Raw genomic sequence first — 24965 nt, 5'->3', positions numbered from 1 at the left:
AGCTTTCATTTAATGAATAGATTGTTCAAGGGTTTAATGTCTCGCCATGAAAGTCGTTAGAGATCGTCCAACTCTTGCGAATAGTTTTGATTGATTCGTCCTTATTCTATTAGCCAACAAGCCGTTGGTAGACAATTCGAAGGATTTCGTGGCCGACCGACCTGCAGGAAATTCATTTTCGTTATCTAAACAGTGACGTTTTTAGTACCTATAACACTCCTTGGCTGGCCGATCGTCGTCGCAGCGATGTTCGCTTGTTTTCGACCTTCAATTGCGACGGCCTTTTCGTTCGCATTGGGATGGTGCTTCCTGCCTGTAGCTGGTTATCCGTTGCCGGGAGTGCCTGACTATACCAAAACAATGGCTACTATTGTTGGAGTTTTGATTGGTATAGGTATTTTTCATTTTCGACTTTTTCTCACGTATCGACCAAGCTTATTCGACCTTGCTGTAATAGTACTCTGTGGTTGTCCATTCCTGAGTAGTTTGACCAATGAGCTTGGGCCGTATGATGGATTGTCCGCTGTTGTAAACCATACGTTCGCATGGGGAATACCATATGGGATTGGTAGGGTTGCGTTCCGCTCTTCTCGTGATTTGCAGGATTTGCTTCTCGCGACGATTGTGTGCGGGCTTCTCTACGTTCCATTTTGCCTCTGGGAGGTGAGAATGAGTCCTCAACTACACCAGCAGTTTTACGGTTTTAGTCAGCACATTTTTTTACAATCGATGCGAGGTGGTGGCTTTAGGCCCATGGTCTTTATGAACCATGGCTTGCAGGTGGCTCTTTGGATGGCAGCGTCGTTGATAGCTGCCATTTCTATGTGGTGGATTGCAAATGCCAAGCGAATTGGCTTATTGCCGACTTGGGCGGCGGTTCTAGTCCTGGGGATTACATTTGTGTTGCTCAAGTCGACTGGAGCAGCAATACTTTTGCTCGGAGCGATATTGTTTATTGGGATGGTGAAATTTTATTCGAATCCCCACCATTTTCTTATACCGTTGATTCTTGTGACCACTTTTCTAACGCTCCGGATTTCGGAGGTGATCACGGGGCGATCGTTCGTCGCACTAGCGGAATCTTACGTTGGATCTGAGAGAGCTCAATCGCTTGAATTTCGATTGGATAATGAGGACTTGCTCTTGGCCAAAGCAAAAGAGCAATTGCTTTTCGGCTGGGGTGGTTGGGGGCGAAGCCGGGTCTACGACGACGAAGGTCGCGATGTCACTGTAACGGATGGTTTGTGGATCATTGAATTGGGTACGCACGGCGTTGTTGGCCTTACGGCTTTGTTCGGAGTTTTCCTCGCTGGTTGTCTTGCAGCTGGATCGCTAAACAAAAAGAAGTTTTCTAAACTCGAACCGATGACCGTCGCAGCAATAGTTGCGTTCGTCTCGATCACAGGTATCACTGCTGTCGATTCGATCCCGAATGCCATGGTGGTTCCGATATTCGTTGTTGCTTCGGGAGCTCTGGTTACCGTGGTTTCCAGATTGAGATTGAATCGACCTGCAAGCTCTCCCGCGGAGCAAGAATCGCGGCGAGTTGAACGGAACGGGATTCCGGTTGCTCTCAACCCTGAACCAAGCACCAAGAACGAAGAACCAAGAACCTCTTCTTAACCCAATGTCTCCACCCAGTTCCACGCTCCCTGCTCCTAGCTCCATGCCTTCTGCTCCTATTCACGAGACCGTCATCCGTCCTCGCAAGGGTTGGATTGCGATTGACTGGTCGGAGCTTTGGGATCGACGCGAATTGTTGCAATCGCTGGTTTATCGCGACGTCCAAGTCCGCTACAAACAAACAGTTCTTGGGTTCGCTTGGGCGATCCTGCAGCCTACCTTCTCGATGTTGATCTTCACCTTCATCTTCGGACGGTTTGCGAAGATTCCATCAGAGGGAGCACCTTACGCGTTGTTCGTCTACTGCGGACTCCTTCCATGGACCTTCTTTTCCGCCGCCGTCACCGCCGGGGGGCAGTCGCTGGTCAACCAGCAAGCTCTCCTGACCAAAATCTACCTTCCACGCATGTTTATCCCCGCCGCGCCGATTGGTGGGGCACTCGTCGACCTGGGAATCTCCTTCGGCGTCTTCGCCCTCCTCATGGCCTTCTACATGCAAATGCCTGGCTGGGGAGTCGTGTTGCTACCTGTGCTCCTATTTCTGCTGGTCGCTGCCACACTTGGCATAGGCCTGTTCCTGGCTGCGTTGACGGTTTCCTATCGCGACTTCCGTTACGTCATTCCGTTCATGATGCAAGCCGGCATGTATGTCAGTCCGGTGATTTACTCCGCCAGCATCTTGCCCCCCGAATATCGCTACGTCTTCGCCTTGAATCCTCTTGTAGGAATCATCGACGGCGTCCGCGCCGCGTTCCTCGATCGACCCTTCGACTGGCCCCTCCTTGCCATTTCCGCCGTCTCATCCCTAGGCTTCCTCTTCCTCGGAATGTTCTACTTCCGCAAAACGGAACGACGCTTCGCCGACGTAGCGTAGCCCCGAAGGGGCTGTTCTTGGTTCCTGGTGCTTGGTTCTTGGTTGGTAAGAGCAAGGAACCAAGGCCCACGGGCCCTCGGCTTTCGAACTAAGAACTAAGAACTAAGAACCAAAAAACTGATGGCAATCAGTAACTTCGAAGAGATTGAATCTTGGCAGATGGCGAGGGAGTTAACGAAGAGCGTATATAGAGTTTCGAAGGTTGGTGGGTTTGCGACCGATTACGGGCTTCGCGATCAGATTCGCCGCGCGTCGGGGTCGGTGATGCACAACATTGCGGAGGGGTTTGATTCCGGGAGCAACCCAGAGTTCATTCGGTTTTTGCGATATGCCCAGCGATCATGTACCGAAGTTCAAAGTGAGCTCTACGTCGCAATGGATCAGGCCTACCTAAACGAGCAGCAGTTCCAAGAACTCTACAAGCTCGCTGCTCAAACCCACGCCAAAATCGGCGGCTTTATTAAATACTTAAAGCGTTCTTAGTTCGTGGTTCCTGGTTCTTAGTTCGCGAACCAAAAACGAGCTAGTTCCTAGTTCTTAGTTTACGAACCAACAACTGACTTCGGTTCACCTAACCAAGAACCAAGCACCAAAAACTAAGAACGGTCTTCGTCTTTCCCAACCAAGAACTAAGAACCAAGAACTAAGAACCTCCTTCGTCTTTCCCAACCAAGAACCAAGCACCAAGAACCAAGAACCTCCTTCGTCTTTCCCAACCAAGAACCAAGCACCAAGAACCAAGAACCTCCCCCCCCATGTCTCTTCCCGCTATATCTGTTCGTAATCTTGGCAAGATGTACCGTCTGGCCCATCAGGGGAAGCGGACCGACTCGTTCCGCGAGGCGATCACGTCAACCGTCCTAGCTCCCTTCCGCCGTATCAGTCAGTTGCGAGGCACCGACGAGACCCAAGAAGAGTTTTGGGCCTTGAAAGACGTCTCCTTCGACGTCCAACCGGGCGAAGTTGTCGGCATCATCGGCAGGAACGGGGCTGGAAAAAGCACCTTGCTCAAGATCCTCAGTCGTATCGTCGAGCCGACCGAGGGGGAGATCCGTCTAAGGGGCCGCGTCGCTTCGCTGTTGGAGGTGGGAACAGGCTTTCACCCCGAATTAACGGGCCGAGAGAACATTTATCTCAACGGTTCCATTTTGGGGATGAAGCGGCGAGAGATTGATAAGAAGTTCGACGAGATCGTCGACTTCGCGGAAGTCGAAAAATTCCTCGACACCCCCGTAAAACGTTACTCCTCCGGCATGTACGTCCGCCTAGCCTTCGCGGTAGCAGCGCACTTAGACCCCGAAATCCTCATCGTCGATGAAGTGCTAGCTGTGGGCGACGCCGAGTTTCAGAAGAAGTGTCTTGGAAAGATGAAGGAAGTTGCAACGGGTAGGGGGAGAACCGTGCTATTTGTAAGCCACAATATGGCGGCTGTAAAATCACTTTGTAGCTGCGCACTTAGAATCTCCGCCGGGGCAGTGGGTGACTACGGCAATGTAGATAGCGTCATCGCAACGCATCTAAGGAGCCATAGCGATGAACTTGACAGTTCTTCAGTAGGTTCCTTTGGGCCTTTCTCCTTCTTTTCAGTGCAGAGCTCAAAAGAAAGCAAAGATACGTTCAAGGAACTAGAAACTTCCGTATTCTCCATTCGAGCAGTTTCAAAACAGGATATACCGATTTTAGGAATCGAAATCAAAATACAAACTGTTGGTGGGGAATCCCTAGCTCACTTGGATTCACACCCGGCACACACAAGGATCTCGATGAATGCCTCCGAGGAAAAATCGTTAGTCATTGAACTGAGCGATTTACCTCTGCGCCCTGGCGATTATCTGCTGTCGCTATTCCTGAGAGATGACTCAAAGTTTGTTGGCTGGCATTGTCCGCGGATGTTCAAGTTTGAGGTGCTTCAGAATGAAGACCGTCGCCTTTCGTCCCGTCACAAGAACCCAGATGGTCCAGTCGCGATACGATTTGATATCACAGAATCTGAAATCATTCCCGTCGCCTGAATATCCTAAGGCGATAAAATCATCAACCGCTCTAAATGGAATAAAGGTAGCAAATGCATTCTTTTTCCCCACACCTTTTTATGAAGTTCTTGCGCATAATGCCCGAATTCTATCGCCAATACATAAATAGCCTCGAGTTAAATGTCAAGGAAAACACAAAGTCGCCCAAGAGATTCGACGTAATTAATTATCTACTGGGCCTAACTCCGACGAAACGATACTTAGAGATCGGCGTAAGAAATCCTGATGCTTGCTTTAATAAAATCGAAGCCAAATTAAAGGTTTCTGTTGATCCTGGGGTAGAATCTGAAATCAACCTTGCTCAAATAAAACTAACCAGTGACGATTTTTTTCGCGAGCTAACGGAAGGGAAACTGAACATCGGGGTCGATCAATTCGACGTTATTTTCGTGGACGGCTTACACCTAGCCGACCAAGTGTACAAGGATATTTGCAATTCGCTGAAAATATTAGCCAATCCAGGCTTCCTTGTGTTGCATGACTGCAATCCACCTGACCATTTGTTTGCTCGTGAGCTTTATCGGGAAGCTACGCCTGCGGGTGGGATTTGGAATGGTACTACCTGGAAAGCGTTTCAGCGATTTCGCTGTGAGTTCAACAAGCTCTGTGTGGTTGTAGACAGCGATTGGGGGGTTGGTGTAATTGCGCCTCACGTCGATTGCGAGCCAGCGCTTGATCAATCGATCAACCCTTTTTATGAATTTCAAAACTTAAAGACTCATAGAGAGAATATCCTGAATCTGGTGAGTTTCGAACAATTAAAAAGCAGGTTGGCATAGATTCATCGACTTGTTGATCTTGGATCCATCGCTAGTTCGCAATATAATAAAAACTGAAGTGTTAGGGCTTGGTCTTGCGTTTCTGATAATTGCCGATGATAAGGTGAAGCCTCGTAACCGAATAACCAAATTGTAACACGTAAGCGCCGACAAAATGGAAAATCTGGTTTTGCTATGTGTAATGGCCTGTTTTCAGTGGACCGGGCGCCGCTGAAATGCAAAGCAAAAAGTCATGTCGTGAGATGATTGTGAAAAGCGATCCATGGACGGTTTTGAAACCAAACCTCGACCTGTCATCTTAAGAAATTTGTGTGTATGGGCAGGTCCCTCGTGGTCCTATGTTCTGCTGCCTGCATACCAAAAAAGTTTCAAATGCTTTGACTACGGGGTTGCGAGTTATTGGCGGCACTTGCAATATTGGGCAAGCCAGTTGTGTCGAACGATAACTGCTTGCATCGATTGAATGCAAAGTGAGAGAAACCTGTTCTGTCTGTTTCGTCTATGCGAGTTCTCTATTGCGGAAGGAGCCTTGTCTTGCGAGTATGTTTCGCGCTACATTCTTTGGCTATGGGAGACTGAAACGGATGCAGTCTACTACGTCGATAATAGCTGAGAACGAGCGAGAACAACCACGCCGTGACGATCCTCGCCTTCCGAAGGCTTGAAGAAAGATGTGAAAGTCTTCTAGGCTCTGTTTGAAAACTGGTATTTTCGTACCTTTGCAGATTTGCGATAATCGGTTGATCGCCAATCAAGGAGGACACGATGGCACGTCACAGATTAACCGATTTGCAATGGGGATGCATCGGGAAACTGTTTCCGTCTCCAAAATCAACGGGCAGGCCTCCAACAGATTGCCGGAAGGCGTTTGATGCTATTCGTTGTATTCTGCGCACCGAATCACCCTGGCGTGATCTCCCTGAAGAATTTGGGAAGTGGAGAACCATCTACGGCCTCTACGATAAATGGAACGGCGATGGAACGCTTGACGCTGTTCTGAATAAGCTGCGTTCGGCTCGCATTGACGATGGTGCAATAGAAAATGAATTGTGGTGTGTCGATGGGAGTGTCGTCCGAGCCCATCGATGTGCTTCTGGTGGTGGAAAAAAGGGGTCCCGACGAGCCAACTGATCATGCACTAGGCCGTTCTCGCGGCGGGTATTCAACAAAAGTCCATCTTCTCGTGGATGGTATTGGCAATCCTTTGGCATTCACCATTACGGGAGGCCAAGCTCATGAGACGACGGCACTGCTTGATGTACTCGACAAGGCAGACAAAGATCTTCATGACAGTGAAGGGAACCCTGTTGCTTGGCCACTGAATCTTGCAGGGGATAAAGGCTATCGAGCTGAATGGATCGACAAGACGCTTATCGAACTTGGAATCAATCCGATTATCCCGTCGAAGTCGTATGAAGATCGCGACGCCCGAATGGCCCAGTTCGACGGGGATTGATGTCGGCGTCGGAATATCGTCGAACGTTCAATAGGTTGACTCAAAGAGTGCCGACGAGTCTTTTTTCGATTCGAGAAGATTGTCATCAACTACGCTGGAATGATTAAAATGGCGATGATCGAACGATTCCTACGACTGATGTGCAGTTGACCGTTTTCAAACAGAGCCTAGTTGGTATACTCACTAGACCACCACCTCAGTTTCGGTTTGTATGAACTATACGATCATGTTCAATAGGCTGTGATCAAGAGCTATTCGAATCCGCGAAGATTGCATAGAATCCGTTCGGGTTCGCTGTAGCGATTTCGACCCGAGCAAACGGTAAAGTTGGGCCGAACAGTTTTGTCGTAAACAGTGAACAGCAAGCGATTTCCTTTATTAAATCCCGTTCATCAAAGTACTAAAGAATGTATTTAAGCAAGTATCGGGTTCGAAAGCTCCTTCCGTTTTGGGCAAAGCGCATCTTACGAATTCTACGGCAATCTCTAGGCGACCGCTTTCAGAGTGGTAAGTACTTATTTCGTAAACTATTGCGAAAAGAACCATGGGTATTTGTGGAATTGGATTGCAGACAGCAGCGATTGGGGCATGGAGACGGTTCGTGGATTGTCTGTCCAGACCTGTTATCTCCCGGCTGTGTAGTCTATTCATTTGGATGCGGCGATAATATATCTTTCGATGTTGATTTAATCCAAAGATACAATTCAGTCGTTCATGCTTTTGACCCGACCGTCAGGAGCATTGCTTGGATGAACGGTCAGCAACTACCGATTGGCTTGCATTTTCATGAATTAGGAATTGCGGCATTTGACGGAGAAGTAGAGTTTTCATTACCGAGGGGGCATTATGTCTCATATTCGATGGTGCCCTCCCAAAGCGACTCTACGTGTACCGGAAAAGTTAAAAGGCTTCGAACTATCATGGATGAGTTAGGTCATAGAAGTATCGATCTTTTGAAATTAGATGTTGAGGGTGCCGAATACGCGGTTATTGATGATATTGTTGATGAGGCAAGCAGAATTAGCCAGCTTTTGATAGAGTTTCATCATCGAATGGTATCTGATGCTGGCGCTGCTCAAACACTTTTAGCGATCAAGAAGCTTCGCAGTGCAGGTTTCAAGCTGTTCAGTATCTCGCCGCGGGGTATTGAGTTTTCATTTATAAATTCGAATGGGCTGTAGATTGGCATTTCTATGTCGTTCAGAAATTGGGTTAGAAAATACGTGCGGGAGGGATTAGTTTATGTCGATCGCTCTAGGCAGAGTTCGGTACGACCAAGTATTGTTTTCGCTCCCTCATCGGGCATGGATGGTATGGCGTCGGAATTGAGAGGATTCCGGATTGCATTCGAATTCCGGCGACTGGGGTGGAGGACATTAGTGCTACACCCCCAGCTCGATCTAGCGCAGCGGCAAAGGATAATACGGTCGGAAAAGCCCTCCTTGCTATTCTTCCAGAAATGTCGGCACCCCTTAAACCGGCCATCTCTTTATCCGGGATGTTCGTTCGTATTTGACCTAGACGACGCGGATTTTTTGGATCCGAATCTTACAGACGCGGTGAACGAGTGCATTTCAGATGCAAGGCTAGTGGTTGCGGGGAGCCGCTACATTCGTGATTATTGTCGGCGATTCAACAATAAGGTAGAGGTTGTGTGGACAGGAAGTCCTCTTCCTGGCCAGACAGTAAGCTTCGAACAAGCAACTGAGAGAGGGAAGATTTTGGCCTGGGCTGTTTCAGATGCAGCAGCCTACTCGGGGGAGCGTCAGTTGATAATTAGAATTCTTGAGGCGTTAATCGCGGTTAGGGGCGGGACTGACTTTGAATTCTGGTGCTTTGGCGTGAGAAATACCAATGGTATCTCAGACTTGCTCGCACTGTCGAGACAACGAGGTTTGTTAATAAAAACATTCCCTTTTATGCCATATGGCGACTTTCTTCGTCACCTTAAAAGCGTTGCGGTTGGGCTGTGCCCTTTTGTGCTTGAAAACGAGTTTAGCAACGGAAAGTCATTTGGTAAAAACCTAGGGTACTTGTCCCAGTCCGTTGCATGTGTAGTTTCTAACAATGTTGATCATCCGCGGTTCTTCATTCAAGGAGAGAATGGTTTTCTTGCGAATAGTGTGTCAGAATACGTTGATGCGATTAGTCTGCTTTTTGATGATCCGATGTTGAGAGCAAAGATCGCGCTGAAGGGGTATATGGATTACGTTCAAAGACTTACTACATTGTCATCTGCGCAGATTCTGGATGCGCATATAAGAAAGTACTCCAGTTTTTAAGACCAAAGCCGCAGTGCGAGTGTAATTGAATGCGATTGAAGAATATTTATAGATTGCATCGGGTTACCGAACGCACACCGCTCAAATAGTATTAGGGCGTTGTGTGTTTTCAAAAACTGCGTCTTTGTGAGCTTTAATCGGGTTTTCGATCGCTGCAGGCACGGCGGACTGATGATAAAAATATTTTCTGATGTTAAAGTGGATTTACGACGTAATTGGAATGACTTTCGTGATGCGGCATTTTCGGAATTTGCGCATCGGACGCTACGCTTGTCATAAATGAATTAATTAGATTCGAAAAAGAGAAATGCTCAAAAGATCGCTCTCGATGCTCTTGTCTACTTCCTCGATGGAGCGATGGGGATACGGTTTATTGAGGTACTGGTACTCACGTCCATTCTCTTCTAAGGGTGGACGTCGTATTCTCATCTATTACTCGCGAAATCGCATTTCCTTTTCTCAGATTTATCCATTTATATTCCATGAGGACGCTCTTTGTCGAGAATACGGTTTCCAAATTAGACTTGTCCCATTCGAAAATGCACTTTCTCGCGATTCTGTCCGTTTGCGTGAAGCAGATGTGTTTGTTGTGCAGCCTTGGTTTACAGTAAAACCTGAACTCCTTGAAGGATCACTGGCTAATATTGCTATAGCTTTTCCAACATCGAAGATCTGCTTCCTCGACTCGTATGCCCACAGTGACCTGCGACTTGCTAAGTATGTAGATCCCTACATTCATTACTATTGTAAGAAATCTCTTTTTCGTGATCACGAGGATTATCTCCGCGCTTTTCGGGGAGACACAAACCTCACCGAGTTCTATGGGGACCGTTACGGATTCGAAGCTGTTCCAGTTGATTGGGAGGTCCCAAGGTCGATTCTTGCAAAATTGCGGTTATGGCCGAATTTTTTCACGGCTCCACAATTCATTTCCTCTTTTTCGAGTCGATTCCCTCCCAGTTTAGATGGTCGTATTATTGATGTTCACGCAAGGCTGGGCACTAAAGGTTCTCCTTGGTATCAGATGATGCGAGAAGAAAGCGTGCGTGAATTACAGTTGATGCCAAGCATCACTTCGGTATTCAATCCTGATGCGAGTTGGGGGAAGTACTTACGAGAACTTAAGCAATCGAAGATCTGTTTCAGCCCCTTTGGATATGGTGAACTTTGTTGGCGCGATATTGAAGCCTTTCTTACTGGAGCTGTACTGGTTAAGCCAGACATGAGTCATTTGATAACAGCGCCGGACCTTTTCGTGCCAAATGAGACATATGTTCCAATACGCTGGGATTTTCAAGATCTTACTGGCGTTATACAAAGAGTTCTTGAAGATGACTCGTTTCGGAAATACGTCGCGTCGCAGGCATATGAACGAATCCGGGGTTATATTTCTGCCCGCCGATTCGTCGACGATGTCGAATTCCTGGCTAGCTAATTGCGACTAATCATAGTGGTTCTGATTCGTAGTTGATTTTTTTTATGTTACTGATTGATGTTCCATTAGTGATCGTGATTGTGAATTACAAGACAGCGCCGCTGGTTATCGATTGTTTGGCGTCGATCCATCGGTGCGCTTCAGATAGACAGCGTGTATATGTTGAGTTGGTTGATAATGCTTCGCCCGATAGTTCCTTCGATATTCTTAGTTCATTCTTACGCGAATCAGGCTTTAAACGCTGGGTACATTTTACCAATGGGTCGAATAATGGAGGTTTCTCCTACGGGAATAACTTTGGGATTGCGCTGGCTTCGGAGTCGCAACCAACAGCGAAATATATTTTACTACTAAACCCAGATACTGTAGTTCAATCAGATTCGTGTATTGCATTGACCAATTTCCTTGAAGCAAACCCGAACGTTGCTATCGTCGGGAGTCGTCTTGAAGATCCTGACGGTTCAACACAATACGCAGCTAGAAGATTCCCCTGTATTCTCAACGAACTTGATTACACCGCGCGCTGCGGACCTATCTCGCGGTTGCTAAAGCGATCGTGCATCGTCATGCCAGAATCGGATTCCCCTCATGAATGCGATTGGCTACCGGGTGCTAGTCTCATGATCCGACGCGAGGTCTTCGAAAAAATTGGGCTGCTCGACGAAGGCTTCTTTATGTACTTCGAAGAAGTTGATTTCTGCAAGCGAGCGAAAGATGCGGGTTTCAAGATCGGCTATGTCCCGTCTAGTCGCGTTATCCACCTTGTGGGGCAGGCGTCTGGGGTGACTTCTTCCGGACAACCGATCAAGAAACGACGACCTACCTACTGGTTCGATTCCCGATCGCGCTATTTTCTACGCCATCATGGTAGAAGTGGCCTCCTTGCTGCCAACATGGCTTGGTTACTTGGCCAGTGTATTTACCATACTGTGCGAACCCTTCGTGGGCGACCCAACGAAGATCCGCCCTTTCTCGTCTGGGATTTTATTCGACATATGCTTCGACTGCGTACATGGAAAAGCCCCGGGCCGCCGATCTATCCGGATCTTGCACCTCAACCGTCTACCCCAGCGTCCTCTTTGTCATGATTCCTGTTGAATCGAATGCCGTGTCCGTCAAACCACTTCCAGACGGTATGACTAATCAGAATCCCTTTGGGATTGGCTTCCTTGCTCTCCTCCGGGAGGATCTTCGAAATCACTACGGCAGTATTTGGGAACAAGGATTCTGGGCTATCGCAGTTCACCGTTTCGGAAATTGGCGAATGGACATTCGTCCAAAAATCCTTCGAGCTCCATTCAGTCTGCTCTACAAAATTCTCAACAAGTGCGTTGAATGGAATTGCGGAATAAGCTTGCCCTACACCGTCAAAGTGGGTCGACGTGTTCGTATTTGGCACCACGGTGGGATGATTCTTCATGCTCGCGAAATTGGGGATGATTGCCACATCCGCCAGAACACTACTTTCGGCGTAGCACGTACGGATGAGAATACGGCGCTTCCGACGATTGGCGCTCGTGTCGATATTGGCTGCAACTCCTGCATTCTCGGAGAGATCACGATCGGCGACGATAGTGTCATCGGCGCTGGGGCCGTCGTTCTTAAAAGTGTTCCTCCCAATCATATGGCGATAGGAGTTCCGGCGAGCATTCGTCCTCGGAAAGGGGTTGCACTCTGAAATGACGGTAATCCATGAGCAAGTGGGGGCGGTTGCCATTGGTCGCAATGAAGGGGAACGGCTTAAGATTTGTCTAAAGAAACTTGTAAAGCAGTTTTCGTCAGTCGTTTACGTAGACTCAGGGTCGTCCGATGGAAGTATCGAATTCGCTCGGGCGATTGGTGTCGTAGTAACGGAATTAGACACAAGCATTCCGTTTAATGCAGCCCGCGCGCGAAATTCAGGATGGCAGACCCTTCTCGATCAAAACCCCAACTTGGAATTCATTCAGTTTGTAGATGGGGACTGCGAATTGGTAGATGGGTGGCTCGAAACTTCATTGGCTGCAATCAACGCTTCGCCCGTAATTGCCATTGTGTGTGGGCGACGTAGGGAGAAATTCCCTAAACAATCCATCTATAATCGCATTATGGATCTTGAGTGGGACACCCCAGTCGGTCGAGCACAGTCATGTGGTGGAGATTCTCTCGTCCGGATCCAAGCTCTCAGTGAAGTTGGTGGGTTTAACGAGACCGTACAAGCGGGAGAGGAGCCGGAGATGTGTATGAGGCTTCGAAAAGCGGGATGGGAAATTTACCGCATTGACGCCGAGATGACCGTCCACGATTCTGCAATGACTCGGTTCTCGCAATGGTGGCGACGTCAGCGACGTAGCGGCTATGGAGCACTTGATGTAAACAAGCGACTGGGAGTGCAAAGCTTTTCTCAAGAGCTAAGGAGCGCGAGAATATGGACATTGGGCTGGATCGGTGCGAGTCTTGGGCTTGCAATCTTGCTTAGTTGGAACTTTGGGATTTTCGGATTCTGGCTTGGAATCTTAACAGGATGCGCTGCATTTGGAGCTCAGATAGTTCGGCTTACTTTACGTCAGCGACGAGTTTGGGATGAGGTCTGGAATTGTGCACAATACGCATGGATTATGATGATAAGCAAGTTCGCGAATATGCATGGACAGATACTTTGGTGGCTCGATCGGTGGCGAGGGCGCCATCTGCGGCAAATTGAGTACAAATCAGACTGAATGCTCGGTCGTAAACCTGACCTTTCTGCATTGCGAATCAACCCAAGCTCACATTGAACATGAAAATTGCGATCGTAGGATGCGGCTATGTTGCCGACTTATATTTGAGCACCTTGAGCCTACATCCAGAATTAGAGCTTATTGGCGTGTTTGATCGTAGTCAAACACGACTTTCACAATTCTGCGCGTACCATGGAGTTGCGTCTTTTGAATCCTTCGGGCAACTCTTGCGTTCGGACGCACAATTGGTTGTGAATCTCACGAATCCTGATTCACATTTCGAGATCACGAAGGCATGTCTCGAAGCTAACAAACATGTTTACAGTGAAAAACCACTTGCAATGCAGTGGCCAGCGGCGCTAGAGTTGGCGGAATTAGCGACAACCAGTGGGTTGATACTTGCCTCCGCACCTTGCAGTGTTCTTGGTGAAGCCGCACAGACACTCTGGAAAGCTGTTCGACAACGATTGCTTGGGGACTGCTATCTCGTGTACGCCGAGATGGATGACGGGCTGGTTCATCGAATGCCATACGATCGATGGAAGTCCAAATCCGGGGCACCTTGGCCCGCCGAAGATGAATTTGGCGTGGGCTGTACACTCGAACACGCTGGATATGTTCTTAGCTGGTTATGCGCTGTTTTCGGCCCAGCACTATCTGTTACTGCATTCGGCAGTGAAAGAATACCGAATAAAATCTCAACGAAGTCATTGAAAAGTGCTCCAGATTTAACTGTTGCCACAATTCGATTCCAGTCGGGGATGGTCGCGAGACTGACATGTAGTATCGTCGCCGAACATGACCATCAGCTCCGCATCTTTTGTGAAAAAGGAGTCATCGGCGTCGACGATACTTGGGATTACCGATCTAGAGTTTGGGTCAGGAAATACTATTCGATTCGTAGAAAAATGTTTCTTAGCCCATGGAGATCTCGCGTGAAACTCGTGGGAGCGGAGAATCGTTTGGTGAGGTACGGAGGATCGTCATATATGGATTTTTGCAGAGGCCCCGCGGAGGTTGCAAATGCAATCACGAACAATCGAAAATGCCGCTTATCAACCGAATTCTCCCTGCATGTGAACGAATTATCATTGAAAATAGCCGGAGCAACCGAGGTGGGCACGACTGCTGTCCTCGAAACTACTTTTGAGCCAATTTCCCCGATGGATTGGGCTGTATGAGATTTCTGGTCACCGGAGGCACAGGATTCCTCGGCCGGCAGGTCGTTGCGTGTGCGCTGGATGCAGGGCATCAAGTTCGCGTCCTCGCTCGTCGAAAGGAGCGACTGGACTACCCAAAATGGCAGGGCGATGTTGAGTGGTTTTATGCGGATCTTAGTATCGACGGGGAGCTTGAAGAAGCCTTTGAGGGAATCGACTGCGTTTTGCATTTAGCTGCCGTACTTTCTGGAACAGAGCAAGAGCAGTTTGACACCGCGGTCGATGGAACCCAACGGCTTCTCAATGCGATGTCCCAATCTGATGCGAAACGAATCGTGGTTGTTTCCAGCTTGTCCGTATACGATTATGATCGCGTTGGTCCCGTTCTGACCGAGAGCTCGCCACTAATTAAAATTGATGACGAACCTTACGGCCGGGATGCCTACGCCCGTTCAAAACGGATGCAAGAACAAGTTGCGAGAGATTTGTCGTCGAAATTCGGTATTCAGCTCTGTATCATACGACCAGGCTTTATCTACGGCTTAGGGAGCAGTGACATTGCTGGCTTAGGATTCAAGGTGGGGCCTGTTTTCTTTAGGGTGTCAGGGCGTAACCGACTTCCACTAACCTATGTGGAGAATGCAGCCGATGCAATTGTCTGCGCGGGCGTATCAGTCAAATCAGATTTGCTTTGTTATAATCTAATTGATAGTTGCGGCGAATGTCCTAAGCGTTACACAGCTGAGTTAATTAAATGGGGCAAGCGTTCAATGCGCGTAGTACCATTACCCTATAGTCTTGGACTTGGGGGGGCTCGAGTCGCAAGTTTTTTGTGTCGGCTTGTTGCGCGGAACGGGATGGCACTTCCGGGAATATTAATACCCACTCGTTTCGCCGCGCGATTTAAGCCGATAAGATTCTCAAACGACTCAATAGTTGAAGGATTGAAGTGGCGTCCGAAGATTTCGTTTGAAGAATCACTCCATCGAACCTTTTTCACCAACAAGTAGCTGTGACCTCGACTGCCACTATCGCGTATCTAACAAGCGAATATGCTCGTGCTGGGGATACCTTCATTCGTCGTGAAGTCGAAGAGTTGCGAAACCTCGGCTTCCGTGTTCATACATTCAGTATTAGACGTAATTCGGCTGAAGTTATTAGCGACGATATTCGCCGTGAGCAGAATACAACGGATTTTGTTCTTGAAAAAAATTTTGTTGTACTGATTGTTTCGTTATTAGCCGAGGCTATTCGTTCTCCATTGCGTGTTTGGAGTGCATACCAACGCGCATGCAGAATACGTCCCAAAGGAATAAAAGGCTGGATCTGGAACATTGCATATTTAATAGAGGGTGCATATCTTGCGAGACGAATCCGTGAATTGCACGTTATGCATCTTCATAACCATATTGCAGAAAATTCAGCAACGGTCTCTATGATTGCTTCGGAACTGTCAGGTATTCCTTTTAGTATGACGGTTCACGGGCCAAGGGAATTCTTTATGGTTTCGGCGGTTGGGCTTTCCGAGAAAGTTGCTCGATCGAAATTCGTCGCATGTATTAGTTCATTTACGCGCAGCCAATGCATGGCATGGAGTGATCCCGGTACGTGGCACAAACTAAAGATTGTAAGGTGTGGCCTTGATGAGCGATTTCGTGAAGGAGCGATAGAACCGATTGTCGACATCGCAAGATTTGTACACGTTGGGCGCTTGTGCCCCGACAAAGGACAGATTTTGCTTGTTGAGGCGGCGGCGAAGCTAGCGAAGATGGGCTTTGAGTTCTCGCTCGAGATCATCGGAGATGGCCCTGATCGCGGAGCCGTCGAGCGTGTGATTCAAGAAAATGGACTCGAGAGCCGTGTGTTTCTCCGAGGGTGGCAGAATAGCGATGAAGTGCGAAAGGCTCTAGTTCGATCTTCAGTCATGGTCCTCCCCAGCTTTGCCGAGGGGCTGCCGGTGGTGATTATGGAGGCGCTTGCGATGGAGCGGCCGGTGATCAGCACTTACATTGCAGGGATCCCCGAATTGGTCGAACCAGACAAAAACGGGTGGCTGGTTCCCGCCGGTGATGTCGACGCACTGGTCGATGCGATGCGCGCGGCGCTGGAGACACCCGTCGAACGGCTCCGCGAAATGGGGAAAGCGGGGAGAGAACGGGTGATCGAAAGGCATAATATCAAAACGGAAGTGGCGAAGCTGGTAGAAAGTATCGAGGGGCGAGTGGCGAGCGGCGAGGGGTAAAGAGAAAGTGGCGAGTAGCGAGTAGCGAGCGGCGAGGGGAAAGAAAAGCAGCGAGTAGCGAGTAGCGAGCGGCGAGGGGGAAGAAAAGCAGCGAGTAGCGAGCGGCGAGGGGAAGAAGTAAGAAGTAGGGAGTAGGGAGGGGGGGTTTGGCCAAGGGCCATGGACAACTTAGCCTAAGGTAACACCCTAGGTTTCCGTCAACACATGCAGGTTTATTGCCTGAAGGGCATGCACAACGGTTCTTTGGCCGAAGGCCATTTGCAGTGATTTTCCGCCAACGTGATGAGTGTGCGTCGGTTGGCGAATTTATTGAACGGGTTCTAGCACGCAATACTTTTGTGAATGGCCTTCAGCCAATGAGATCCGTCGTGGGATGCGAGTCCTAGGGCGATGCCCTAGGCTACGATGTACATGCCCTTCAGGCAAAAGAACGTCAATCTAAGGCCTTAGATTTTAGGCTTTAGACCTAAGGCCTTACTCCCTTCTTCTCTCTCTACTCGCCACTCGCTACTTTTTCTTCTCCTCGCTACTCGCCGCTCGCCACTCGCTACTCTCTATGCTTCTCCTCTCCATACTCGCTTGGGTTCTTGCCGGTGGCTTGGCTTTGCTGCTGACGGTGCTGGGGCTGGAGTGCTGGTTGGCGCTGGTCTCGCGTAGCAAGCCGAATCCAGAAACCAGATCCCTTCCCGTCACGATTTTGATCCCGGCCCATAACGAAGCAAGCGGCATTGCCAAGACTCTTGAGCTGCTGAAACAAGAAGTTGCACCGGGGGATCGCATCCTTGTCGTGGCGGACAATTGCTCCGACGCGACAGCGTCGATCGCGAGGGAACATGGAGCGGAGGTGCTGGAACGAGAACATGCGACGCTGCGCGGCAAAGGCTTCGCGCTGGAGGCTGGGGTTCTCCATCTGGCGAAACATAATCCTCCCGAGCAAGTCGTCATTTTCGATGCGGATTGCGAGTTCACTCCAGGCTCCTTGCCAATTCTCACGGCGACGTGCGATCGAACGAAACGACCGGTGCAAGCTCGCTATTTGATGCGATTGCCGAAGGTACCTGGCCCGGAAGCGTCGGTATCGGCGTTTGCTTTTCTGGTGAAGAATTGGGTGCGTCCCTTGGCACTGCAATCGATGGGGTTGCCGGTGATGCTGAACGGAACAGGGATGGCGTTCCCTTGGGAATTGATCCGCCGTGCACCGCTCGGGTCGAGTGAAATTGTGGAAGATTTGGCGCTGGGGCTGCATTTTGTACTCGATCGAAAGGGACCAGTGTTCTGTCCCAACGCCCATGTTTGGAGCGAACTGCCAAGCGATTCCAAAGCCGCCATACAACAGCGAACGCGTTGGGAACATGGTTACATTGGTTCCTTTTTGAGAGATGTCCCTCACTTGCTTGCGATCGGCGTCTCGCGTGGCAGACCTTCCCTTTGCATGGTCGCTGTCGATCTGGCTATTCCCCCCTTGGCATTGCTCGCTGTTCTCTCGCTTTCGGGATTGGCAATTCTTGCTGCCTTTGGAATACTCGCTGGCACCTGGGGACCATTTGGTTTGCTCTTGGGAGCTGGTATCTTCGTTGGAGTGGGCGTCGCTGCCGCGTGGCTTCGATTCGCACGGGAGCTGATTCCGGCCAACGTAATTCTTTCCATACCCGGCTACGTCCTTCGCAAGCTGAATATCTATCAACGTTTTGTCACAAAGCGTGAAAAGAATTGGGTACGAACAGAGCGTGATTGAACCTGCCTCAGCTTCGTCATACGAACAAAGTTTAGTTGATTAGCATTCACTTCGTTTTATGTGCACTGAAGAGTAGTTTGTAAATTTAATTTATTACGACCTTACACCTCCCGTCCTACTATGTTGGAGGTGTAAGTTCTTAGGCGAGTAACGCCAATCGTTCGAATCTTAGCCCAATTATGCTGACGCAAGATGTTTCAATCCGTTTACTCGGCTATCTTTACCAATACGATTGAAGCCGAGGATTTATCAATACCTGAAAGTCGCTTCCAAACGTCATCGTTGACCGACGGAGAACACGAAAATGGACGCCACATTTGAAGGCAATCCGTTGACAACTACCCAAAAGTGCGACGAATTGGCAGACCAGACACCTCCATATACTGTACCACGAACATACCAGCGCAACTTTCGAACCCGTTGAATCCATGAGAGTCCTTTTAGTCGCAGAACAATGCAATCCATCCCAAACCTCCGTTCCGTTGCAGATTGCAAATTATTGCCGAGCAATTGCCGCGGAAGTCGATGAGCCAGTCGTCGTTACCGCCGTTAGAAATAAGCAAGCCATTGATCAAATAGGATTAGGTAGGGCCCAAGTTGTTTATATTGATAATGAAACACTATCCGCGCTGACGTGGAAAGTGTCGTCTCTTACTCGAGCAGGCCATGACCTCTCGGCTGCACTTAGTGTTCCATTGCATCGAAATTTTGAGAAAAGGGTCTTGAATGAAGTCCTTTGCAAGACAGCTACACCTTTTGACATCGTGCACCGCATTTCGCCAGCGAGTTCAGCAGTTCCATCATGGCTCGCCTCACGTTGTCCGGTACCGTTTGTGATCGGACCTATAAACGGCGGTCTACCCTACCCGCCTCGATTTAAAGGTATGCAATTTAGAGAGGGAGAAATACTTCGGTTTGCGCGTGGGTTGGTGAAAATGATTCCTGGATATGCAGCAAGTTTTCGTTCTGCGAGTGCTGTTATTGCGAGCTTCCCTCACACCGCATGTCGTATACCACTTCGAGATACGAAGAAGATCATCGAAATGCCTGACGTCGGAGCCGATGCTTCACTGTTCTACCCAAGTACAAGAAATTCGACATCAGAGAAATGCCGATTTATCTTCGTCGGTAGGCTCGTTCCATTTAAATGCCCCCTAGTCTTGGTGGAAGCATTTGCGAAAAGTAAGCTTCTAAGACGACACGAGCTGGTCATTATCGGAGATGGTCCCGAGGGTCCGAAAATCGATGCGACGATTCGTGAAAACGCATTGCAACCCTGCGTGAAAAGACTAGGGAAGTTACCTCAACCCGAAGTAGCGAAGCGACTACGCGACGCGGATGTCTTTGCGTTTCCCTCTGTTCGCGACTCGGGGGGCGCCGTAACACCCGAAGCAATGATGAGTGGACTCCCCTGCATCGCAATTGACTATGGGCCTCCCAAATCATTGCTATGCAAGGATAGTGGAATACTGGTTCCACTTGGATCTTGGGATGACCACGTTCAGGGGTTCCAGGAAGCTATGGAACGGATGGTGAAAGACACCGGACTGCGCCACAAAATGGGGGAAGCGGCTTACAGGCGAGCGTCAGCACTTTTTAGTTGGGGATTCAAAGCGAAGCGCATACGGGAAGTGTATGAATGGGTGCTTGGGAATCGCGTGGAGAAGCCCGATTTCTATTCTTCAGAATCCCCGCAGTAGGTTCGCGCTGCTTTTTATTTCTAGTCTGTAGAATAATTCCGAACTGAATGCAATTGAGCACGTGTGGAAGGAATGGAAAAATCACATGCTTCCACCATCCGCTCAAGAATCGTTTTAGAAGGATGCAGTCGAACACGAATTCGAAACAATATTGCAACGTTGATGGAAGTCATTCTAAATATACTCCGGGTATAAAGAACTATGGAATATCATAAGCTCACTGCTTAAGTCGCTCGCAGAAATGACGGCCTACCCGATTAGTGGTGTACCAACTTCTTCAGTCTTGCGGGGATTCACGCAGAGCGTTGAGGTTTACATCGCATTTCTTCATGGGAAAGGTGGCGGCAGTGGGGAATGGAACCATTGCGCTGAGGTTAGGGCGGATGTCGAGATGATTGGTAGGAAGGACAATCCTGTCGTACTTGACGTTGGTGCGAAGGTCGGTATCTGGGCGAAAGAACTCAAACGTCGCTTAACCATAAGTACTGTATACTGATTTGAACCGAACCTAGCTTGCAAAAAGCAAATTGATGCGTTGGAGCTTGACTCGGTTGAGGTCATCCAGTCCGCAGTTGGACGAGAAAGTGGATCCATTGACTTCTTTATATCAGACCAGGCTAATAACGTATCGTCAATTCACGAGCGTCGAGACTCGAGCTGGAAAGACCTAGCATATCGTAAAGAGAATGTCTCGATAACCTCGATTGACACATTCGTCAAAGAGCGAGGAATCCCATTTGTGGATTTCATTAAGATGGACATAGAAGGGCACGAGCTTGAGGCTCTGCAAGGTGCAGTGAATACTATAAAAGAAAAAAGGATTGGAGCCCTTTCCTTCGAATTTGGGTCAAGCAATATCAATTCAAGGACGTATTTTCGAGACTTCTGGGATTACTTTCAAAGTTATCCTTGCGATTTTTTTCGAATTTCCCCGGGCAGGCTTATACCAATAAAACATTATTATGAAGACCTCGAATATTTTCGTGGTCCTTCAAACTATGTGGTGAAGTTCAAGAAATAGATTATGTTTTATGGGATTCGCATCAGCATTAAATCGGAAAAATGATCCGAAAAGGTCACGACTTTTGGATTTTTGCAGCTTTGATACTTTCCATCGGGCTATGGCTTTTTATACCGCCATGCTCCATTTCGATAAGGTCGTTTTCCCTTCGGAGTATCGATTTCGTTCGCTGGCTACCGTTGGTGGTTTTGCTGATCGCTTACCCTCGGGCTCTTTTAGTTTGGCACTGGCTCGATTTTCCAATAGTCTTGTATTGCATCTGTCCCTTTCTTGCTGGCGTCCTAAATCAAGGTGGGTGGTTGACGTCCGTATGGGAGTCCGCAATGGAATTCTCTTACTGGTGGATCCCCTACGCCGTTGGTCGATTTTACCTGGCCACCGAAAATAGACGAAATGGGCTCGCGTGGTGTGTCCTCGCTGGAGCAATTCTCTACCTCCCACCAACGGTATTTGAAATCATTCGAGGCCCGACGCTTGCTAAATGGGTAACAGGACAAGAGTACGCAGGCATGCTTAGCGGTGCCGACCGTGGCGTAACTTTCAGACCATCGGTGTTCCTTTCGTCAGGATTCGTCCTCACGATGTTCTATGTTTGGGCTGTACTGATCGCTCTACACTATTCCTCACGGAGCTTTTGGCATTGGTTTAGTCCATCACGCGAGGGGGATTCTTTCAATTCCCAGTCGAATATCGGGGTGTGGAATGGCGTACTTTCCGCAATCTATGTAGCGGTCGTAGTTGTCTGTAAATCGTTTGGCAGCATCGTTCTTATGGGAGTCGGAACCTGTGTGCTGATTTCGGCTCGAAGCCGAGTAGCCGGCGTTGCGCTGGCCACGCTTTGCCTTCTCCCGATCTGCTACATCGGTCTACGTACCTCCGGCATCGCAACCACTGACCGAATCGATACTGTCGTGTCCCGAGTGTTACCAAAGGATAGGGCTGCCTCGCTGAAATATCGGCTCAAAGCCGAAGACATTGTGTTTGAGAGCATGCAGAATAAAGTTTGGTGGGGATACGGTGATTGGGGACGTTGGAGCGTAGGTCGAAAGTCTATGATTCTAGACGGATTCTGGCTCTTTGCCTGGACACGAACGGGCATGGTCAGCGTCACAGCCTGGCTTGCAATGGTCGGTTTACCCATCTTGATAGTGGCAGTTTTTGCAATCCGATCCGGTTGGGAAGTGACCCAAGACGTAGGATTTCCGTGCGCGCTGTTCCTGGCTTTGTCACTCATCGACAGTATGTTCAATTACTTTGGGGAGGCTCCTGTCATGGTGTGCGTTGGGCTTGTAACTGCCTGGTCAATTGAATTGATGAGCAATCGAAGGGATGCATTGAGTATATAGAGAACGCAGAGCGGTTTAATGTATGCAAGCTTATCGGCTTCGTTTGCAAGTCGGGCGTAGAGGGCGTGTTTGAACGAGCTTTGGTACTTGCTGTATTGATAGAACCATCGGTATGAGATATCTCTGTCGGAACTAAAATTTGTTCGCCTTCATGAGAATACTGCCCCCTTTGAATAGGCCAGCACCGCTGTTTTTTGGTCTATATTTGTTGGGGACCTTGCTGCTGCCCGTCGGAACGTTTGATCGCTATCGTGGTCGCTCCGACGACTGGGTTTACGTATTAGGGACAGGTCTTTCATTTGAAACGCCTTGGAATCGTGGTGTGATTCTGGGCTTAAGTGCCATAATCGCTTCTCTCTTCGTTGGTGCGATTCGAATAGGGAACCGATCGCAGCCGACTACGCTTGAAAACAATAGACCGGCGACCCAATGCGTACTCTGTTTGTGGGATTTGTGTATTGTCGGTTGGATTGCGGTCCCTACCGTTGCAGGGCTCTTTAATCCTTCGCCGATTGCGGATGATCTTTGGCAAGCCGTCTACCTCGCGATTGTATGGGGCGGACCTTATCTGGCAGCGCGCGTGACCGTTCGGTCACTTGAAGATGCGAAAAACTGCCTGTGGTTGATAGTTTTTGTCGGTTTGTTATCGGCATTACCAGCGGTCATTGAGTTAGGTTTCGGCCGATTCGTATATGCCTCGCTCTATGGATATCATCCCAACGAATCCATCGGAGAATTTAAGTTCTTTGGTACACGTCCGCTCCTTTGCTTCGAAGATCCTAACCAGATTGCCATGTGGTGGTTCACCGTTGCAATGGCCGCAAGTCTTGTTGTCCCGACATGGTGGCTGAACACTCGCGAGGTAAGATTGAAATGGGCCGCAGTCAGCTTGCCGTTCCTATTTCAAGGCGTCGGTGCAAGTCTGTTGACTATTGTAGGTGTTCTCGCTTCTTTGATGCGGCGCACGGGACACTGGAGAACTGTTTTGATCACGCTTGCACTGACAACGTCGTTAGCGTTTGTGGCACGAGGACCATTGCTACGACTTGGGCGAGATTTGGCCCAGAAGGCCGGAATCGAGGAGCCAATGAAGTCGCTACTGCGCGACAATTCTATTGGTTCGCTAGCATGGCGGGTTGTTCGTGAGGAGGAAGGGAGTAGAACACTTGAATCCAATCTTCTTTTCGGTCACGGGACCGTGCTCTTCTGGCAGGGAGATGTTGGCAAATACAGGCCATGGGGCTTCATTTCGCTGGTGAACGGGGCCTATGGTTTCTTTGGCGCTGCAGTGGTGATGTTGTGGTTTTTAATACCACCGGCGGCCTACTGGATCAGCCGGAAGTCGAGAACTGTCTCATCGGCGAGGTATCGAATAGGCTACGGTCTTGCCGTTATGTGGGGACTTCATGGGGTGGACGCAGTTGTTAATCCTGCATTTTTTCTTCCCACAGTATTTTTGTTTGGCCTAATCCCTTCGTTGCATTCGGAATGATTCTGCTGAACGGAATTGTAATTACATTTTCGGTTCAGAAAATATCTTATCGGGATCGAGTTAGCTGGTGCAGTCTAAAGCGGATGATCAAGATCTATTTGATGGGGCGCGAATTTTGTGATTGGTAGCCCCGAGAATTTGACTTGCATCCTTTCGAGGTGCAAACTCCTCAGATCGCCGTCAATAACTTTTATGAATGAAATACAGATCTCCAATCATCTGTCCGATACAAGCGTTCCACAAGCTAGATCATGGCCCCGTTGCAGGATGCTCAATGTTTGGATTGACGACTTGAGGATGCCGGAGCTGCTGGAGAAGTTGGACAAAGGGATCGTTTGGACGCTCAACCCAGATCACTTGTACCATCTCCAACGGAAAGTCGACTTTTTCAATGCCTACCAACAAGCGGACTTTATCACCTCCGATAGCAAGTATGTCTATTGGTCTACGCACTGGCTGGGACGTCCTATCCAAGAAAAAGTCTCTGGTTCCGATTTGGTTCCCGCCTTTTGTCATTTCCATCGCGATAACCCCGACATAAAGGTCTTCTTGCTCGGGGCCAAACCCGGAGTTGCCGCCATCGCACAACAAAAGATCAACGAACGGGAAGGACGAGATATCGTCGTAGGCTCGCTCGGACCCTCCATGCAATTTGTGAACAACCCGGATGAAACGGAAGATGCGATAAAGCAAATCAATGATTCCGGGGCTACCGTGCTGATCGTCGGACTTGGGGCCCCGAAACAAGAGATCTGGATCACTCGAAACAAACACCGGATGCCTAACGTGCGTATCTACATGGGCGTCGGCGCTGTGATCGACTACGAGGCGAACGTGGTGAAACGGGCCCCCAAATGGATGACCCGAAATGGACTGGAATGGGTCTACCGCATCACCACCGAACCCCGTCGCTATTGGCGTCGCTACCTCCGCGATATGGAGTTCTTTTGGCTTGTTCTCAAGGATCGGTTCGGGGCTTATCGGCCACCGAAATGGTAGGGGGGAAATCCCTAGTTCTTGGTTCTTGGTTCTTGGTTCGCATGGAGCATGGAGCAGGGAGCATGGAGCATGGAGCAGGGACGGGGTTT

Annotated in this window: 22 protein-coding genes and 1 pseudogene; 22 read left to right on the top strand and 1 reads right to left on the bottom strand. The window is 49.0% G+C overall.

Going from position 1 to position 24965, the window contains the following annotated elements; translation table 11 throughout:
* Positions 1-669 precede the first annotated feature (669 nt).
* The 9 genes from SH467x_RS20850 (at position 670) to SH467x_RS20810 (ending at position 9047) form a co-directional block, all read left to right on the top strand.
* Positions 670-1623, top strand: a complete 954-nt coding sequence (locus SH467x_RS20850) for a hypothetical protein (protein WP_482369021.1) — start codon at positions 670-672, stop codon at positions 1621-1623.
* Between the two features lie 43 nt (positions 1624-1666).
* Positions 1667-2497 carry an ABC transporter permease gene (locus SH467x_RS20845; RefSeq protein ID WP_482369020.1) on the top strand — a complete coding sequence of 277 codons (831 nt, stop codon included), beginning with the start codon at positions 1667-1669 and terminating at the stop codon, positions 2495-2497.
* Positions 2498-2617: 120 nt separating this feature from the next.
* A complete protein-coding gene (locus SH467x_RS20840; RefSeq protein WP_482369019.1) occupies positions 2618-2980 on the top strand; it encodes a four helix bundle protein in 363 nt (120 codons plus the stop codon).
* A gap of 272 nt (positions 2981-3252) precedes the next feature.
* On the top strand, positions 3253-4509 hold the full coding sequence (locus SH467x_RS20835) for an ABC transporter ATP-binding protein (RefSeq protein WP_482369018.1): 1257 nt from the start codon (positions 3253-3255) through the stop codon (positions 4507-4509).
* Positions 4510-4607: 98 nt separating this feature from the next.
* Complete coding sequence (locus tag SH467x_RS20830; RefSeq protein WP_482369017.1) at positions 4608-5309, top strand: class I SAM-dependent methyltransferase; 702 nt, start codon at positions 4608-4610, stop codon at positions 5307-5309.
* A 765-nt stretch (positions 5310-6074) separates the two neighbouring features.
* Positions 6075-6440: a transposase gene (locus SH467x_RS20825; RefSeq protein WP_482369016.1), complete on the top strand. Its 366-nt coding sequence runs from the start codon at positions 6075-6077 to the stop codon at positions 6438-6440.
* Complete coding sequence (locus SH467x_RS20820) at positions 6352-6765, top strand: transposase (RefSeq protein ID WP_482369015.1); 414 nt, start codon at positions 6352-6354, stop codon at positions 6763-6765. Before SH467x_RS20825 ends, SH467x_RS20820 begins: the two co-directional genes overlap by 89 nt.
* Positions 6766-7172: 407 nt before the next feature.
* Positions 7173-7946, top strand: a complete 774-nt coding sequence (locus SH467x_RS20815; RefSeq protein ID WP_482369014.1) for an FkbM family methyltransferase — start codon at positions 7173-7175, stop codon at positions 7944-7946.
* A 354-nt stretch (positions 7947-8300) separates the two neighbouring features.
* Positions 8301-9047 (top strand): glycosyltransferase family protein, encoded by a 747-nt coding sequence (locus tag SH467x_RS20810; protein WP_482369013.1) that lies wholly within the window; start codon positions 8301-8303, stop codon positions 9045-9047.
* 288 nt (positions 9048-9335) lie between these two features.
* Here SH467x_RS20810 and SH467x_RS20805 read toward each other — a convergent pair whose 3' ends face one another.
* Positions 9336-9476: a hypothetical protein gene (locus SH467x_RS20805; RefSeq protein WP_482369012.1), complete on the bottom strand. Its 141-nt coding sequence runs from the start codon at positions 9474-9476 to the stop codon at positions 9336-9338.
* A 136-nt stretch (positions 9477-9612) separates the two neighbouring features.
* Here SH467x_RS20805 and SH467x_RS20800 point away from each other — a divergent pair, with 136 nt between their 5' ends.
* The 13 genes and pseudogenes from SH467x_RS20800 to SH467x_RS20740 all read left to right on the top strand — a co-directional run bounded on the left by SH467x_RS20800 (position 9613) and on the right by SH467x_RS20740 (position 24876).
* Positions 9613-10482 carry a hypothetical protein gene (locus SH467x_RS20800; protein WP_482369011.1) on the top strand — a complete coding sequence of 290 codons (870 nt, stop codon included), beginning with the start codon at positions 9613-9615 and terminating at the stop codon, positions 10480-10482.
* A gap of 44 nt (positions 10483-10526) precedes the next feature.
* Positions 10527-11570, top strand: a complete 1044-nt coding sequence (locus SH467x_RS20795; RefSeq protein ID WP_482369010.1) for a glycosyltransferase family 2 protein — start codon at positions 10527-10529, stop codon at positions 11568-11570.
* Positions 11567-12160 (top strand): serine O-acetyltransferase, encoded by a 594-nt coding sequence (locus SH467x_RS20790; RefSeq protein WP_482369009.1) that lies wholly within the window; start codon positions 11567-11569, stop codon positions 12158-12160. Before SH467x_RS20795 ends, SH467x_RS20790 begins: the two co-directional genes overlap by 4 nt.
* Before the next feature lies 1 nt (position 12161).
* Entirely contained in the window at positions 12162-13181 is a 1020-nt protein-coding gene (locus SH467x_RS20785) for a glycosyltransferase family 2 protein (RefSeq protein WP_482369008.1), read from the top strand.
* Positions 13182-13240: 59 nt separating this feature from the next.
* Positions 13241-14362 (top strand): Gfo/Idh/MocA family protein, encoded by a 1122-nt coding sequence (locus SH467x_RS20780; RefSeq protein ID WP_482369007.1) that lies wholly within the window; start codon positions 13241-13243, stop codon positions 14360-14362.
* Complete coding sequence (locus SH467x_RS20775) at positions 14359-15351, top strand: NAD-dependent epimerase/dehydratase family protein (protein WP_482369006.1); 993 nt, start codon at positions 14359-14361, stop codon at positions 15349-15351. Before SH467x_RS20780 ends, SH467x_RS20775 begins: the two co-directional genes overlap by 4 nt.
* A 2-nt stretch (positions 15352-15353) precedes the next feature.
* Entirely contained in the window at positions 15354-16583 is a 1230-nt protein-coding gene (locus SH467x_RS20770; protein ID WP_482369005.1) for a glycosyltransferase, read from the top strand.
* A 556-nt stretch (positions 16584-17139) separates the two neighbouring features.
* A complete protein-coding gene (locus SH467x_RS20765; protein WP_482369004.1) occupies positions 17140-18318 on the top strand; it encodes a glycosyltransferase family 2 protein in 1179 nt (392 codons plus the stop codon).
* Between the two features lie 428 nt (positions 18319-18746).
* Positions 18747-20018 carry a glycosyltransferase family 4 protein gene (locus tag SH467x_RS20760; protein WP_482369003.1) on the top strand — a complete coding sequence of 424 codons (1272 nt, stop codon included), beginning with the start codon at positions 18747-18749 and terminating at the stop codon, positions 20016-20018.
* Between the two features lie 508 nt (positions 20019-20526).
* Positions 20527-21039 (top strand): annotated as a pseudogene (locus SH467x_RS20755) (FkbM family methyltransferase); the annotation flags it as partial.
* Between the two features lie 323 nt (positions 21040-21362).
* Positions 21363-22385 carry a hypothetical protein gene (locus SH467x_RS20750; RefSeq protein ID WP_482369002.1) on the top strand — a complete coding sequence of 341 codons (1023 nt, stop codon included), beginning with the start codon at positions 21363-21365 and terminating at the stop codon, positions 22383-22385.
* A gap of 151 nt (positions 22386-22536) precedes the next feature.
* On the top strand, positions 22537-23877 hold the full coding sequence (locus SH467x_RS20745) for a hypothetical protein (RefSeq protein ID WP_482369001.1): 1341 nt from the start codon (positions 22537-22539) through the stop codon (positions 23875-23877).
* Positions 23878-24144: 267 nt separating this feature from the next.
* The gene (locus SH467x_RS20740; protein WP_482369000.1) at positions 24145-24876 is read left to right on the top strand and encodes a WecB/TagA/CpsF family glycosyltransferase; all 732 of its coding nucleotides are present in this window, start codon (positions 24145-24147) and stop codon (positions 24874-24876) included.
* The last annotated feature ends 89 nt before the right edge of the window (positions 24877-24965 follow it).

Origin of the sequence: Brakhagea slesvicensis, from assembly GCF_052161625.1 — a bacterium.
Lineage (GTDB): Bacteria > Planctomycetota > Planctomycetia > Pirellulales > Pirellulaceae > JBKCUI01.
The sequence above is the reverse complement of the archived record's forward strand: the minus strand, read 5'-3'. Positions and strand labels throughout refer to the sequence as shown.